This is a genomic window from Dysgonomonas sp. 25 (assembly GCF_010501075.1).
GTDB lineage: Bacteria > Bacteroidota > Bacteroidia > Bacteroidales > Dysgonomonadaceae > Dysgonomonas.
The window spans coordinates 9,714-24,729 of the sequence record NZ_QVMN01000005.1; the positions used below are offsets into that span (position 1 = coordinate 9,714).

13 protein-coding genes are annotated in these 15,016 nt (G+C 44.1%); 7 read left to right on the forward strand and 6 right to left on the reverse strand.

Going from position 1 to position 15,016, the window contains the following annotated elements; translation table 11 throughout:
• The first annotated feature begins 524 nt into the window (after positions 1 to 524).
• From D0T66_RS09055 to D0T66_RS09065, 3 genes are read left to right on the forward strand one after another with little or no spacing between them, the layout of a single operon-like run.
• Positions 525 to 1,094 carry a GtrA family protein gene (locus D0T66_RS09055; RefSeq protein ID WP_163356965.1) on the forward strand — a complete coding sequence of 190 codons (570 nt, stop codon included), beginning with the start codon at positions 525 to 527 and terminating at the stop codon, positions 1,092 to 1,094.
• Between the two features lie 17 nt (positions 1,095 to 1,111).
• Positions 1,112 to 1,810 carry a CDP-alcohol phosphatidyltransferase family protein gene (locus tag D0T66_RS09060; protein WP_163356966.1) on the forward strand — a complete coding sequence of 233 codons (699 nt, stop codon included), beginning with the start codon at positions 1,112 to 1,114 and terminating at the stop codon, positions 1,808 to 1,810.
• 36 nt (positions 1,811 to 1,846) lie between these two features.
• On the forward strand, positions 1,847 to 2,671 hold the full coding sequence (locus D0T66_RS09065; RefSeq protein ID WP_163356967.1) for a lysophospholipid acyltransferase family protein: 825 nt from the start codon (positions 1,847 to 1,849) through the stop codon (positions 2,669 to 2,671).
• Position 2,672: 1 nt separating this feature from the next.
• Here D0T66_RS09065 and D0T66_RS09070 read toward each other — a convergent pair whose 3' ends face one another.
• The 5 genes from D0T66_RS09070 to D0T66_RS09090 all read right to left on the reverse strand — a co-directional run bounded on the left by D0T66_RS09070 (position 2,673) and on the right by D0T66_RS09090 (position 8,171).
• Positions 2,673 to 4,088 (reverse strand): tetratricopeptide repeat protein, encoded by a 1,416-nt coding sequence (locus tag D0T66_RS09070; RefSeq protein ID WP_163356968.1) that lies wholly within the window; start codon positions 4,086 to 4,088, stop codon positions 2,673 to 2,675.
• A gap of 14 nt (positions 4,089 to 4,102) precedes the next feature.
• Positions 4,103 to 5,800 (reverse strand): glutamine--tRNA ligase/YqeY domain fusion protein, encoded by a 1,698-nt coding sequence (locus D0T66_RS09075; RefSeq protein ID WP_163356969.1) that lies wholly within the window; start codon positions 5,798 to 5,800, stop codon positions 4,103 to 4,105.
• 26 nt (positions 5,801 to 5,826) lie between these two features.
• Positions 5,827 to 6,078 carry a hypothetical protein gene (locus D0T66_RS09080; RefSeq protein ID WP_163356970.1) on the reverse strand — a complete coding sequence of 84 codons (252 nt, stop codon included), beginning with the start codon at positions 6,076 to 6,078 and terminating at the stop codon, positions 5,827 to 5,829.
• Positions 6,079 to 6,445: 367 nt separating this feature from the next.
• Complete coding sequence (locus tag D0T66_RS09085; RefSeq protein WP_163356971.1) at positions 6,446 to 6,994, reverse strand: YcxB family protein; 549 nt, start codon at positions 6,992 to 6,994, stop codon at positions 6,446 to 6,448.
• A gap of 49 nt (positions 6,995 to 7,043) precedes the next feature.
• Positions 7,044 to 8,171 (reverse strand): hypothetical protein, encoded by a 1,128-nt coding sequence (locus D0T66_RS09090; RefSeq protein WP_163356972.1) that lies wholly within the window; start codon positions 8,169 to 8,171, stop codon positions 7,044 to 7,046.
• A gap of 163 nt (positions 8,172 to 8,334) precedes the next feature.
• Here D0T66_RS09090 and D0T66_RS09095 point away from each other — a divergent pair, with 163 nt between their 5' ends.
• Positions 8,335 to 8,913: a phosphatase PAP2 family protein gene (locus D0T66_RS09095; protein WP_163356973.1), complete on the forward strand. Its 579-nt coding sequence runs from the start codon at positions 8,335 to 8,337 to the stop codon at positions 8,911 to 8,913.
• On the opposite strand, the gene D0T66_RS09100 is transcribed toward D0T66_RS09095, so the two are convergent.
• Positions 8,914 to 9,972 (reverse strand): TonB family protein, encoded by a 1,059-nt coding sequence (locus D0T66_RS09100; RefSeq protein ID WP_163356974.1) that lies wholly within the window; start codon positions 9,970 to 9,972, stop codon positions 8,914 to 8,916.
• 516 nt (positions 9,973 to 10,488) lie between these two features.
• Between D0T66_RS09100 and D0T66_RS09105 the strand changes: the two genes are divergently transcribed.
• The 3 genes from D0T66_RS09105 to D0T66_RS09115 all read left to right on the forward strand — a co-directional run bounded on the left by D0T66_RS09105 (position 10,489) and on the right by D0T66_RS09115 (position 14,989).
• Positions 10,489 to 11,808 carry a YihY/virulence factor BrkB family protein gene (locus D0T66_RS09105; RefSeq protein WP_163356975.1) on the forward strand — a complete coding sequence of 440 codons (1,320 nt, stop codon included), beginning with the start codon at positions 10,489 to 10,491 and terminating at the stop codon, positions 11,806 to 11,808.
• Positions 11,809 to 12,045: 237 nt separating this feature from the next.
• Positions 12,046 to 13,509, forward strand: coding sequence for a hypothetical protein (locus D0T66_RS09110; RefSeq protein ID WP_163356976.1), 1,464 nt, complete (start codon positions 12,046 to 12,048; stop codon positions 13,507 to 13,509).
• A gap of 37 nt (positions 13,510 to 13,546) precedes the next feature.
• Positions 13,547 to 14,989, forward strand: coding sequence for a hypothetical protein (locus tag D0T66_RS09115; RefSeq protein ID WP_163356977.1), 1,443 nt, complete (start codon positions 13,547 to 13,549; stop codon positions 14,987 to 14,989).
• Positions 14,990 to 15,016 lie beyond the last annotated feature (27 nt).

The window sequence follows — 15,016 nt, forward strand, 5'->3', positions numbered from 1 at the left end:
CCTGACATTAACACAAGCATATTTTTTAGTAGACGAGTTACAAGTTACGAGTGACGAGTAGGGGCAAAGCCGTACAGCAGTTCGCAAGTTATCTCTTGTAACTCGTAACTGTGCGAAGCACGAAGTAACTGCCCGTAGGGCGAAGTAACTTTTCTTTGAAAAAACTACCCTGAAACCTTGGATTATTCCGAAATATTGACTATATTTCGTGTGTGTGTGTGTGTGTGTGGATATCCAATTTTCCAAATTATCATATTGATAAAACGGAAGTTAGATAAAAATATGGTCGAATTATACCGCATTGTTCCTGTAATTGTATTTTGCAAAGGAACGAAAAAAAAGACAAATAATACAATTTCATTTATATTTTTCAGCCTCAAGCTGATATATTACTGAAAAAAAGACTAAAAATGCTTTTTTCTCCAATACGTTGACCTAAGTCGGGTTATTTTATTAATTTTGCCGATTAAGAAATCTTGCTTAAATCGGCTATGCCTTTATAAGCTATTCTTATCAACGAGCGGATGAGTAATTGGGTAAAAAAAACAGTCAGAACCATCAATAGCAAAAACGGATTTTTTACGTTTTTACGCGCTCAATTCTCTTCGCAGGTATCGAGCCAGGTTGACTTCTTGACCAGTATTCTGTGTGTCAATGTATTCGGGATTTACTATGGTTTGTCTACCTTGCTCGGGAATGTTGCAGGAGGTTTGCTCAATTGCTTTATCAATTATAAGTGGACGTTTAAAGCAAAAGGGTTGTATGTCCCGCATGTGTTGATTAAGTTCATCCTTGTCTGGTTTGGGAGTATTTTTCTCAATACGCAGGGAACGATATTATTCACAGAATTCGTGATGAAGTGGATTCCGCTCGAGAGTATGCCGAATCTCTTTATCGAAAATGTATTTTTAATACCTAAAATTGTAGTTTCTATCATCGTGGGGCTTGTCTGGAATTATAATATGCAGCGAATATTTGTCTATAAAGACATCAATTTCAGGAAATACTTAGCTAAGGTAGGCGTGCATTGGTTCGATAAAGCCGATGGATACCGGAAGTCTGACGACGATGATAATCAAAAAAATATGCAATAAAGTTTAACTGATTGACTATGAGTGATACAAAAAGCAAAAATGAGGAAGCGTTATCAAAGATAACGAAAGACCGTAGCCGGACAAATATCCTTCGGAATTCAGAGCAAAAGACATTGGCCTTTCTTGTTCAGCGCGTTCCCTCGTGGATAAGTTCGGATATGCTTACAGGCATTGGCTTCTTCGGGAGCATTCTCACCTTTGCCAGCTTTGTCTTGGCTGCATATGTTCATCCATACTGTTTGTTGCTTGGGGTTGTGGGATTTGCTGTTAACTGGTTTGGCGATTCGCTCGACGGGCGTGTAGCCTATTACCGCAATACCCCCCGCAAATGGTACGGCTTTTCGCTGGATATCACAGTCGATTGGCTGACGGATATACTGATAGGCCTCGGATTTCTGCTTTATGCCGAAGGCTACTGGCAGTTGGTAGGCTTTGCTTTTGTTACGCTCTACGGGTGGGCGATGATAATTGCTTTGTTACGCTATAAGATTGTAAACAAATATACCATCGATTCCAACCTGTTCGGGCCGACCGAAGTGCGCATATTACTATGCCTGTTTTTGATTGCCGAAGTGCTGTTCAGGGGCAGTTTGATGTATGTCGGTGCAGCCGCCTGTGTTGTATTGCTTATCATTAATATTATAGACTTTACTAAATTGCTGAAGATGGCCGATCAGCGCGACAAGGATGAGCGTGCAGGCAAAGAATCTTTGTGAAGTATCGCTCGCGATGCTATTATTTGACTGTTATTTATGAAAGAAAAATTAGTAAGCAAAGATATGATACGGGGTATACATCCCGTATTCAGAGGCCGTTTCGGCGAGACGCTGATAAAAATGGTCTCCAGTATTTCCGGCATTAACAAAGCCAATAAGATATACGACGATTCGAAGCATCTGACGGGATTACCTTTTGTGACCGATATGCTCGATAGATTAGAGATTGAGCGCAGATATGAAAATATAGAAGTCCTCGACCAGTTCGAAGGCAAACCATTTATCACCACATCCAATCACCCTTACGGGCACATCGACGGAATCATCGAGATAGAAACAATCGCTTCCAAATTCAAGGATTTCAAAGTGATGGTCAACTGGATATTGAGCCAGATAGATACCATGGATGAATTCTTTATCGGGGTGAATCCTTTCCCCAAAGGCAACAAAATGTCAGCAGTCAAATCCAGTGTGGCAGGCGTAAAGCAATGTCTGGATCACTTGTCGCAAGGGCATCCGTTGGGGTTGTTCCCTGCGGGAGGAATTTCGCTTCCGAGCCTTACTGGAAAGGTTGTCGATCGCGAGTGGCAAGCTTCTACGGTGAAGCTTATCAAACGGGCACGTGTTCCTGTTGTTCCTGTCTTCATATCGGGCTGCAATTCGTTGTTGTACCAGATATTGGGATATATCAGCTGGCAGGTGCGCACGGTGCGTCTGGTGCACGAGATAAACAACAAAAAAGGCAAGGTTGTTACCGTTCACTTCGGCGAGCCTATCTCTGTGGAGGAACAGGACCAATACGACGATATAAAGGCATTCGGAGAATTCCTGAAATCGAAGACTTACGCTTTGAGGAAATAAGCTAATATTTCAGATTCTTGAACAAAATGCGGCATTCGCGTGCCTCTTTCAGGTAGTTGATAAGCGAATTGCGGTCTAACGATTCACCTGCTTCATTTTCGTAAATCAGCCGGAAAAGGGATTCCAGTTCGTAGTCGCTCATGCTGTCTAATAATTCGTTGAATTCGGCAGCATTGTCCAGTTCGAAGTAGAGGAGTACCAACCGTTGTTTCGCCGGCAGGCTGTGCGGTTCCATGTCTAACAGTTCCTTGCTGTATTCCAATGCTTTCTCGAAGTCCTCTTTCTTGATGTTGATAATTGCCAGCCGATCGACCGTTTCGGGGTTGTCGGGATTCAATTCATAAGCTTTCAACAGGAATTGTTCGGCCTCGTCGTAGCTTTCCAACCGGTATTTTATCTCGCCCAGCATCAGGTTTACTTCTGCCGAACCGGGATGTTCTTTGTAGGCTTCTTCCATGATGGACAGCGCCTCTTCGTATTGATCCAGTTCGAGGTAGATAGTTGCCTTTTTGGTCAAGGCTTCGAGCATATTGCTGCCTTCGCGCTCCTGAAAATCGTCTAAGTATTTCAACGCTTCGTCGTACATGTCGAGCGTGAAATAGCACTCGGCGAGCAGGAAGTAGAGCGTGGTATCGTCAGGCTCTTTTTCGAGCAACTGCTTAAATATGGGGACAGCTTCTTCGGCTTGCCCGTTCAGCGTGAGGCAATGTGCTTTCAGTTTCCAAACGGTTGTGTCTTCGTCGTTTATCGTCAGTGCGAAGTCGAAGGCATCTATGGCTTTGGCATAGTCCGAATTCATCGAATAGAGGCGCCCCAGATTGATCCATGCGTTGTACGAATACGAGTCTATATCGAGGATGCGGTTGTTGGTCGTTATTGCTTTTTCGAAATTGTCGGTCATTTCGTAAGCATAAGCGAGGTCGCTCAAAACTTCTAAATTCTCGGGCGTGTATTCGAGGCTCCTCTCGAAGTAGAGGATGGCGGCCTCGTAGTTGTCGGTGTCTAAATAGACGAATCCTATTTCGGCGAGCGCATTGTCTAAGAAATCGCTTTCGGATTCTAATATCTCTTTCACCTGTTCGTATGCTTCGGCCGGCAGGTCGAGTTGCAGGAACGATTCCATTTTGAGCAGGTTGGTTTCGAGGTTGTATTCGGTTGCTATCTTGCCCAGCAGTTCCAGCGCTTGTTTGTATTCGCCGTCGTAGACAAAATAGCGTGCCTGTCGGAGCAGTAGCGAATCATTCTCGGGGTGGATACGCAACCCGTCGCTGATTACCTGCTTGACACGTTCGAAGTTTTCGCTCTGGTCGTAGTAATCGGCCAGATCCTCGAACTGGTCGGCATCGAAGTAAATACTTTTCCCCGATGCCAACTGTTCTTCATATTTTTTTACTAAATCTGTAATGTCTTTTTCCAATGCTTAAGAGTGGCTTATTGCTTTTTCTGCTCTTTGCTCCACGAGTCTTTTAGTGCAACGGTGCGGTTGAAAATAAGCTTGTCTGCAGTCGAATCCGTATCGACACAGAAATAGCCTAAACGTTGGAATTGGAATTTGTCCATCGGTTTGGCCTCTTTCAGGTAAGATTCGAGCTTACAGTTTTTCAGCACTTTCAACGAATCGGGGTTCAACAGCTCGCGGAAATCCTTGTCTTTTTCTTCCGACGGGTTTTCTACCGCGAACAGGCGATCGTATACGCGTACTTCGGCATCGATACAATCTTCGGTCGATACCCAGTGTATAGTCCCTTTCACCTTGCGGTTGCTGTCGGGCATTCCGCTGCGGGTGTTGGCATCGTACTCGGCATATACCTCGACAATGTTGCCGTTCTCGTCCTTTTTGCAGCCGGTGCATTTTACGATGTAAGCGTTTTTGAGGCGCACCTCGTTGCCCGGTGTGAGACGGAAGTATTTCTTCGGCGCATCTTCCATGAAATCGTCGCGTTCGATATACAGTTCGCGCGAGAACAGGATATTGTGGCTTCCGGCGTTTTCGTCTTCCGGATTGTTTTGAGCTTCCATTTGTTCGGTCTGCCCTTCGGGATAATTGGTCAGTACCAGCTTTACGGGATCGAGTACGGCCGAGACGCGTGTGACGCGCTTGTTCAGGTCTTCGCGCACGGCAAATTCCAGTAAGCCTATATCGTTTACGCCGTCGTATTTGGTATAGCCGATGCGGTCGATAAAGTTATGAATCGATTCGGGTGTGTAGCCTCTGCGGCGCAATCCGCAAATGGTAGGCATACGCGGATCGTCCCATCCCGACACAAGCCCTTCCTGAACTAATTGCAGTAGCTTACGCTTGCTCATCACGGTATAAGTGAGGTTCAGGCGGTTGAATTCGTACTGATGCGGTCGGTAAGCGTTGGTAGCCAACTGGTCGATAAACCAGTCGTAGAGCGGGCGATGCACCACAAATTCGAGCGTACAAAGCGAGTGTGTAACTCCTTCGAAATAATCGGACTGCCCATGTGCAAAGTCATACATCGGGTAAGCCTTCCACGTGGTGCCTGTGCGGTGGTGAGGATGGTCGATGATACGGTAAATAATCGGGTCGCGCATGTGCATATTCGACGAGGCCATGTCTATCTTTGCCCGCAACACCATCGAGCCTTCGGGGAATGCTCCTTCGTTCATTTTCTTGAACAGGTCGAGGTTTTCTTCCATCGGGCGGTTGCGGAACGGGCTGTCTGTCCCGGCTTGCGTAGGCGTTCCTTTCTGCTGGGCGATGACTTCTGCCGATTGCTCGTCTACATAGGCTTTCCCTTCTTTTATCAATTGCACGGCAAAATCGTACAGCTGAGGGAAGTAGTCGGATGCATAAAACACATTCTCCCATTGATAACCGAGCCATTGGATGTCCTCCATGATGGCGTCTACGTATTCTACATCTTCTTTCGACGGGTTGGTGTCATCGAAACGCAGATTACATAAGCCTCCGTATTGCTGTGCTATGCCGAAGTCCATACAGATAGCTTTGGCATGCCCGATGTGGAGGTAGCCGTTCGGTTCGGGTGGGAAACGCGTCTGTATGCGTCCGTCGTTCAAGCCTTCTTTTATATCGTTTTCTACGATAGCCTCGATAAAATTGAGGCTTCGTTTATTTTCTTCGTTTACAGTATTTTCGTTCATGACAAATTATTGTTGCAGATATAGGGTTATTCTTTAGCTGAAATATATTGTTGATATGCTTCGCGGAAGGGGATGTATTCATCGGTTCCCTGATAGCGGGCATCGATGTTTTTGTATATTTTGTAGTATTCTTCCGCCTTGTCTAATTTGCCTTCGGCAGTGTACGCTATTGATTTCTGCACTGCTTCGGCTGCCTCTTTAGCGTCGCTGTCGACCCGAGAGCATGAAAGCAATAGTGTGGAGCATATAAAAATGATGCATAACGTTATTTTCTTCATGAGAATTAATTAGCAGACAAAGGTATAAAATTTAGTAATAGGGTGAATGGATAGTGTAATATATAATTATAAGTTTATCAATGATGAAATACTTGACGAGTAAACAAGTGTACAAGTTGACGAGTTTGTCATGCCGGCAGCAGGAGGCGTCCCGTTCCGATTATACGAGGAAGAAAGGGTTACACTGAGCTCCACAGAGGAGGCATTGAGGTACACTGAGAAAAAGTAACCTCAACAAAAAACACTCGAAAAAGAGTAGAGAAATGTTACTTTTTTTGTCGCTTCGAACGAAAGTGAGAAGTCTCTTTCCGATAAAGTGACGAGATGCTTCATTTCACTCAGCATGACAAGTTAGAGAGGGTAGGAGTTACCTCCATTTCCATTGCGGATTGTAGATGAACGGGACGTCGTATCTGGCAGCATAGTGCCTTAGCTTGTCCTCTACATAGTCGGGGTCGCTCAATGTTGCTTTGGGAATGATGATGTAGGACGTATTGCCGAGTTTGAGGTATATATACTCTTTCACGTCGCTTATCTCCTCTAAGTCGGCTATCCTGACCTGCTGTCCCAGTCCGCGCTCGTGATAGTCTATCGTCTCTTCGTTTATTATCCTTAAAGAAACGTCGCGGGGAGTACTTTTCCGATAGAGCGCTGCGACGTGGTTTCGCAGGGAGAATTTGTATAGTAGCTTGGCATAGAAAGCGCAAAGGAAGTATGACGGAACTGCACACAACAGCAGGACTATGCCGGAGAATGTATTTCCTCTTATCAGGAAAAATGCCCCCATCACGGCAGCTACTACAGCCACAATGATTTGGGTGTTGCGGCGCTGCTTCCTTACGGCTTTATCCATAGAGGTATGATAGAGCTGAAAGTTGAGATAGTCTTTTTCTGTCAGTTGATAATGTAATTCCATAATGGGCGGTGGGCTTGATATTCCAAATCCACTATGAAGATAGTGATTTTTACCGGATAAGTTCCTCTATATCGATTTTTTCCCAGAAGACGTCTAAGTAATTTTCGTTCTCGATGCCATCGTAATAGCCGAATTCTTCTGCATCATAGACAGGATCTTCCTGATACCATTCGAGGGATATGCCTTCTGCGGCATCGTTGCTGAATACGCGTATGAGGGTGACTAACCCGTCGGGATAGATGCCGAATCCGAATGCTTCGAGGGCAAGTGCCAGTATTTTGGCAACCTTTGTCACGAGAGGTTTTGTCGGGAATCCATTGCTGTTGGCAAGGTAATAGTCGCCTATCTGTTGCTGCAGGGCAAAGAACAATTCCGCCCGTAGGCTATGGTTTTTTGCCAGTTTCTCTTTGATAGCCAGTTTATGTGTTAATTTCTGCAATTCTTTCTTGCTGTCACGGCGAGGGATGCTGCATATCAGGGCTAACAATTCTACGGTGCCGTTTTGGGTTGATAAAGGCCATCTTTCGAGTACTTTTCCGGCTTCTTCCCACAGTTTAGGATATTTCTCGGCTTCTGCCCTGTGCTGCCGTATGCTGTCTATGTAATCGGTGATTTTGTTCTTGTTTTCCACGGCAGCCCGGTAAATACCTCTTTCTTCCTCCACTTTGAGGGCATGAAGGCCGCGCAGGATCTGGGCGATGTATTTCAGCAGTTTCTTGTATTCCTTCAGGTTGTCGACGTCGAGGTGAGCTGTCATATAACCGTCGGCAGATGGGGCATTCACCCCGAAGGAGTAGGAATTGTACAGGGCTTCGTCTATTTGTCCTATCCGTTTTGAGAGGTAGTGTGCCCACCAGAAGTTCTTTTTCCGTTTGGTATATCCGTCTTCGGCTATGCTGTCCTCGATGTATTTCTCCAGCTCCCCGAAAAAGTTGTCATTGGCATGTATCATTACCTCATATTTGAGGTATTTCTCGCCTTTCTTGTTCTCGGTAGGGGCGATGCTTAACACTATCCCCTCGTCGGAAGGCATCCGCCAGTAGTTGTGGTGGTGACCTCTGGTAAAGCCTTGCAGCTTTTGTTCGTTTGTTAGCTTTTCTCTGTTTTCGCTAAGGATAACTTCTTCATAATCTTTGGGGATTATTACTTTTTCGATTTGCAGGTTTTTAAGTGCCATAGATACCGGTTTGGGTTGTGTGCTTAATTATTGAATGATTTTGCGGCTACAAATATAAAAATTATTCTCAGAAACCATAATTATCCGCAAAAATATTGGGGATACGGAATATTAGTGTTATTTTGCAGTCTGAATACTTGCTTTACGTATATTTGAGATATTTATGACAATGACATTCATTGAACAGCTTATCGAGAAAGACAAGGAATTGTTCCTTTGGATAAATGACAAGCACTTGTCATGGTTAGACCCTATTATGCTGTTTATCAGCTCCAGCTATACATGGGCCGTGGTTTGTGTGCTGGTTATCGCTTTCCTTGTCTACAAGAAAGGACGAATAGGTATCTGGGGTTCGGCGTTCCTGGTTCTTTCGTTGGGAATGAACAGTATTGTCAACTACATCGTAAAGGTTATTGTTGCCCGTCCGCGCCCGATCAATAACGAACTGTTCGATGATGTTATTCACGCCATACAGAACCATGAGCATTCTTATAGCTTCTATTCGTCGCACTCATCCAATTCGTTCTGTCTGGTGATATTTACTGCTCTTTTCCTGCGCAATAAGTATTATACGGTGTTGATGTCCTTCTGGGCGGTTGTTGTAGCTTATAGCCGTGTTTATGTAGGTAAGCACTATCCGCTGGATATCCTCGTGGGCACGATTATGGGCTGTGTCTTTGGTTATATCGGCTACCGCATATACAAAGAATTGGATGATAATAAACTGATTCCGAAATTGTAATTAATGCCTGATTATTCGGGTTGTAACTGGTCCTGATTGTATTTTAAAACTGATAGGTATTGTATACGTATCAGTTACATTCTCTCCATTACGAGTTGCCGGAATCCACTTTGGCATTAATTTCGTTACTCTTACGGCTTCAGCGATAAGCAGCCGACTTGGTCCTTCTAATACTTTGATATTTTCTATATTGCCATCTTCTGCTATTGTAAGCAAAATTTTCACAACACCTTGTTCGTCTCTTTTCAAAGCTTCGAGGGGATAACGCATATTTTTGATTATAAACTCATTCATAGCCTTTTCTCCTCCAAAGAAATGAGGTGGTGTATAGTTTGTCGTGTCTGTTAGAAGTTCTGTTGCAGTAATATCTTCTACGCCGAAATTTATTGGTAACTCGTAGAAAGCTGCAGCGTTTTGCTTTCCCCATTTAGCCGGAATCCAATTGGGCATGGATTTTATCAGCCGCTTGACTTCCTTATCATAATCTTTCCCAAGGCTTTTTATGATTTTTATATCCTTGATCTCCCCTTTCTCGGTGATGGTGAAGGATGTCCAAGCAATCCCTTTTACGTCCGACTTCGCTGGATAACGAAGATTTGTCTGTATAAAATCAAGCAAGGCTTGCTCTCCTCCCGGAAATTGAGGATTGCTAAGTGCTGCGAGTCCGTTCTCGGGAACTATTTTTCCTATTCCGAAATTAACAGGAAGGCGGAAGGGAGATGCTATATTCTTTCCATTTCGTTGTGCCGGCTCCCATTCAGGCATACGCCTGATGAGGTTTATAACTTCATCGTCGCATGGTTTGCCAATGCTTTCTTCTATTGTAATATTTTCTATTTTTCCGTCTTCCCTTATTGTGAAAGAGGCTACTACCTTTCCTTGAATACCCGCTTCATGTGCTTTGATAGGGTATACAAGATTATTTCTTATAAACATGTTTAGCTTACTTTCTCCTCCAGGGAATTGTGCTTCTTTATAATTCGCTGTGCTGTCTATTTGGGCTGAAAGAGCCGAAAAACCTAATAAGATAAAAATCAATGATGTTATTATTGTTTTCATAATAGTTATATGTTTAAACTTGACAAAAATGACGCGATACAGTGTTGTTTTTTTTTGAACTTGTCGTTTCGTTTATCAGTCAACATGTTTTAGATATAAATAAAACTTTGATAAAAATATCCTCAGGCTAACAGGCTGGAATATGCCTGAGGATTGGTCTCTTAATCTTTGACCGTCTATTTGTTTTATAATGTCCTATCTCCCAAAAGAGAATAGTTAGTTTTGTCGTTTTCATCTTGGGTAAGTCATTAATGGATGACTATATCTGCAAAAATAGTTAATATTATTACATAATAGCCTTTTTATCCGTTTTTATTTTAAATTTTTGCTAAAAAAATATCAATATAAATGCTTTATTTGAGATATCAAAGAAATATATAGCGAAAGAACAAAGTGTTCAGTAAAATTGAATAATTATTCTATGCGACAAAAAATAAGCTTCGTGTAACCAAATAAAATAAGAATATCGTATCTTCGGCAAAACCTTTTGTCTGTTTCAGACATTATAATAGAGTTATGATAGAGAAGATTACCAACTTTATAAAGAAGATAATCCGTTTCCTGACGCACGATATATGGCGCTTTACGGGAGACGAGCTTTCGGCGCGGAGGATGAGTTTGTATAACATTATCAAGTCATTTGTCCTCGTCATCCGCAATATCGACAGTTCCGAAATCAATACGCGTGCGGCGGCGCTGACCTATAAAACGTTGTTGTCTATTGTGCCTCTTCTGGCGGTGTTGTTTGGCATTGCACGCGGTTTTGGTATCCAGGGAGTGGTAGAAACAGAGTTGAAAAAATACTTCGAAGGGCAGGTCGATATGATTGACCGGGTGATGGGATTTATCGATTCATCCCTCGAATATGCCAAAGGAGGCGTCTTTTTGGGGGTCGGTATCATCATGTTGCTCTATACGGTTGTTTCGTTGCTGGGCTCTATCGAAGACAATTTCAATACGATTTGGCGGATAAAAAAGGGGCGTAGCTATTACCGCCAATTCACCGATTATCTGGCACTGTTTATTATAGCGCCCGTCTTTCTCGTGTGCAATGCTGGGTTGTCTATTGTGTTGAATATGACTACCGAATTCGAATTGGTAGACTTCGTCCTCAGTCCTGTTATCAAGCTGTTGCCTGTTGCTATTACCATTATGCTTTTTACCTTTTTGTATAGCTATATTCCTAATACAAAAGTGAAATTCAGCGCGGCTTTTTTGGCGGGAATTGTTTCGGGACTTGCCTTTCAAGGGTTTCAGTGGCTTTATATCAGCGGGCAGATATGGATTTCGAAGTATAATGCTATCTATGGTAGCTTTGCCGCTTTGCCTCTCTTGTTGCTGTGGATGCAGCTTTCGTGGTTTATCTTCCTCATAGGGGTAGAGCTTTCGTTTGCTTATCAGAATGTCTCCAAGTTCAGTTTCGAACACGAAACGAAAAATATCAGCCGCCGCTACAAGGATTTCATCTTGTTGGCCGTATCCTCCATTATTGTCAAACGCTTTGCTGATGGCGAAAAGGCTATCACTGCCGACGAAATATCGACTACTTATAAGATTCCGACTACGCTGATGAGCGATGTGATATATTATCTTCAGAATATCGGAATTATAATCGAAACGCCGAGCGATGATAACGGCCTCATACCGGCGTATGTACCGGCGTTGGATATTAACAAATTATCCGTAAGCTATTTGATAGAAAAGATGAACCTATATGGTTCCGAAGATTTTGTCATAGATAAAGAAGGGGCTTTGAAAGGGGTATGGAACCAAATGATTAAGATGCAGGATATATTGATGGCTGCCGAAAAAGATACTTTGATAAAAGATTTGTAGAAGTGACGCATAATTAAATGTTAAATTATTGGTCTATTACATTTTAAATCTTACCTTTGTATGCAATTATTTGAAGTAGGTAGTATAAAAACTTGATACAAACAGAAACTGTCACAAGTGATCGATATAAGATACTAAGTTTTTCTATTACTGAAATTTATTTAACAGTTTTAATGATTTCTTGCTCAATATTTGGGTGTAAGGGGTTCTTTGTATAATATTAACATATTCATGATTATGAATTTGGGGCAAAAAAAATGGGTGATAGCCTTCTTGTTAGGGGCTTTAGTTATTACATCAGGATATGCACAAGTAACAATCGGAAGCGGCGACACTCCGCTTCCCGGAGCTATTCTTGATTTGAAAGAGAGTGGTACAACCACCAAAGGCTTAGGTCTTCCGCGCGTAGCACTTTCGGCGGTCGACAAGTTGAAAATGGGTACAGCACCCGAAATTACCAACGCCACGGAGAAGCAGGATCACATCGGGTTGGTAGTCTACAACATCCAGCAAACAGGCGACCTGTGCAAGGGTATGCATGTGTGGACGGGTGACAAATGGGAAGCTTTGGTGCCTCTTAAAACGGCAGAGAAAAGGGCGTTGGCCGACCCGAATTCCAATGCTTTCCTGATAAAGCCTAACCAAAGCATCGACATTCCTGTGCAGAAAGCTTACGACATGTGGGCAAACGAAGCATTGCTCGATAACCTCACGCTGACAGGCCCGGTAACAGCTGAAGTTTATTGGTCTGATACCGAAGATTTAATCGAAGTCACTTTGTCAGGAGGAGACCAAGGCGCTAATTCTGTTATCACGGTATATCCGAAATCTATCTGTTCGTATGAATCGTTCAAGAGTGGTAATGCTGTAGTAGCTGTGCGTGTCAATAGTGTAATTCGTTGGAGTTGGCATATCTGGATGACGGACTACGACCCTGATGGCGGCGGAAAGACATATACCTATAACAATGGAACATACTCAACCACCTTTATGGATCGTAATCTGGGTGCGCTAAGTGCCGACCCTGCCGATGGTATACTTGCTATGGGTAATACCTATCAATGGGGGCGCAAAGATCCATTCCCGCATCCGGCGGATGTGGAAGGAACTGGGCTCATGGGGGCGGCAGCGGAGATACCATTGTATGGAACAGCTTCAGCCATCGTGAACGACCCTCGTAACTCTGGAACAACAACTCATAACCTGAACCTGCAGAGCACAATAACAGATCCGATTGCTTATGGGGGTGGAGTTGCATGGTTTGCCTGGGATTCGCATCTCACTTATTTTAGTCAGGATGCCGACTTCTGGGGAGGCGTGTCCGGCACAAAAGGAGCATATGATCCTTGTCCCGAAGGATGGATGGTGCCTCACGAAACAGTGGCGGGTGTTACCCCTTGGGATGGCATATCTATATCGGATGGGACATATGTGCCTATTACCGGAGATCTGGTTAATGCATACGATTTTTCTTCCACTATCGGGACGTATCCTTTATCCGGCGGCCGCTGGAATATGGAACCTACGTTCCAGGGAAATCAAAGAATAGGTGAACAAGGTAGCTATTGGTCGGCAAAAAATGTGGATATGCATACGGGAATGATTATGACGATTAGGCATGACCCTCTCACTCCAATGATGGCGTCTGGCCAATTTCATAGAAAAGGTTATGCCCTCAGCGTCCGCTGCGTGAAGCAATAATCATACTACTAAATACAACTACTACATAAGAATTATTATGCGACAATTACTGTCTATTATGCTCTTGTTGTTTTGGGCTGTATCGTCACATGCACAAGTAACAATCGGAAGCGGCGAAGCTCCGCTTCCGGGAGCTATTCTCGATTTGAAAGAGAGTGGTTCAACCACCAAAGGTTTAGGTCTTCCGCGCGTAGCTCTTTCGGCGGCTGACAAGTTGAAAATGGGTTCAGCGCCCGAAATGGCTACTGCTGCCGAAAGGGCAGAGCACATTGGGTTGCTCGTGTATAATACTCAAAAAGCAGGAGGGCTATGCAAGGGTATACATGTGTGGTCGGGCGATAGCTGGGAACCATTGATACCTTTGCGGACAGCCGAGGAAAAGGCTTTGACCGACCCTAACTCCAATACTTTCTTGTTGAAGCCTAACCAGCGTATCAGCATCCCTGTACAGAAAGCCTATGATGTGTGGGCAAATGAAGCTTTGCTTGACAACCTCGCACTGATAGGCCCGTTGACAGCCGAAGTCTATTGGTCTGACACCGAAGATTTAGTAGAAGCTTACCTTCAAGGGGGAGATCAGGGGGCTAACTCAATTATCTCCGTGTATCCGGCTGCTATTTGTGCGGGCGAGTCATTCAAGAGCGGCAACGCCGTGGTAGCTGTGCGTGTCAATGGTATTATCCGTTGGAGTTGGCATATCTGGATGACAGACTATGACCCTGATGATAGCGGGGCGACACACACGTATAACAATGGTACATACTCGACTACCTTTATGGATCGCAACTTGGGTGCGTTAAGTGCCGACCCAACCGATGGCTTATTGGCAATGGGCAACACCTATGAATGGGGGCGTAAAGACCCTTTCCCGCATCCGGCAGGAAGAGTAGTTGATGGAGGGGGCTTAGGATATGCGCCCGAGATACCATTGTATGGGGTTAAAACCGCTATTACGCAGCAGGTTACAAATGCCGATCCTAAAGTGAATCTACAGGCGACTATCACAGACCCATTGATGTATGTATCTCGGTCAGGATGGCTTTATGATGGCATAGCACCTTATGCCAATCAAGATGCAGACTTCTGGGGAGGTGTGTCCGGCACAAAAGGCATATACGATCCTTGTCCCGAAGGCTGGAAAGTCCCTCATACGGTAGGAAATGTATCTCCATGGGATGGGCTCACACCCTCTGGTATGATAGCTGTGTCTGTTCCCGGGGATTTGATCAATTCGCTCAACTTTTCAACGACAGTGGGGATGTATCCTTTAGCGGGAGGCCGCTTCAATGGGAGCGGTTCCAGCGGAGGCCGTTATCAAATGAATTTTAATATTGGGCAGAAAGCCGGATATTGGGCTTCTACCAGCCAAAGCTATAATGGAGCAGATGTCTTAGAGATAGCTTTTCCTCCTATTTCTATTCAGACGACAAATACAACAAGGAAGGCTTATGGCCTCAGCGTCCGCTGTGCGAAACAGTAGGCCTGTTTGTTAAAACATACAGAAAAG